The organism is Bradyrhizobium sp. Kon56, assembly GCF_055807635.1.
On sequence record NZ_JBVVOU010000197.1, the window covers coordinates 1 to 377 of the forward strand.

Annotated in this window: 1 protein-coding gene; it reads right to left on the bottom strand. The window is 61.8% G+C overall.

The genetic code is table 11. The annotated features are described in order from the left end of the window. A partial coding sequence (locus AC0L3B_RS38610) for a transporter substrate-binding domain-containing protein (protein ID WP_473382886.1) occupies positions 1-377 on the bottom strand: 377 nt, incomplete at both ends.

Below are 377 nucleotides of genomic sequence, written 5' to 3' on the forward strand. Positions count from 1 at the left end.
CGCCGTACGAAGAAGTCGGCGGTGCGCCGTAAGTCTCCTGCAAGGGCTTGATGAAGTTGCTGCCCTGGGACACGCACACTGGTTGGTCCTTGAGGTCAGCCCACTGCTTGATAGCCGAACCTTTGCGAATCAACGCCGCACCGCCGACTTCTTCGTACGGCGTGGGCACGTAGTCGAGGATCTGGGCGCGCTCGTCGGTCAATTGCATATTGGCGATCAGAATGTCGACCTTGCCCTGCTGCAGGAACTGCACGCGGTTGGGCGCCAGCACCGAAACAGTGTTGGTTTGCACGCCCAGCGCCTGGCCGATGGCCTTGGCCAGTTCGACGTTGTAACCCAGGTGCTCGCCGGTCTTGGGGTCGAGGGTACCGAACGGC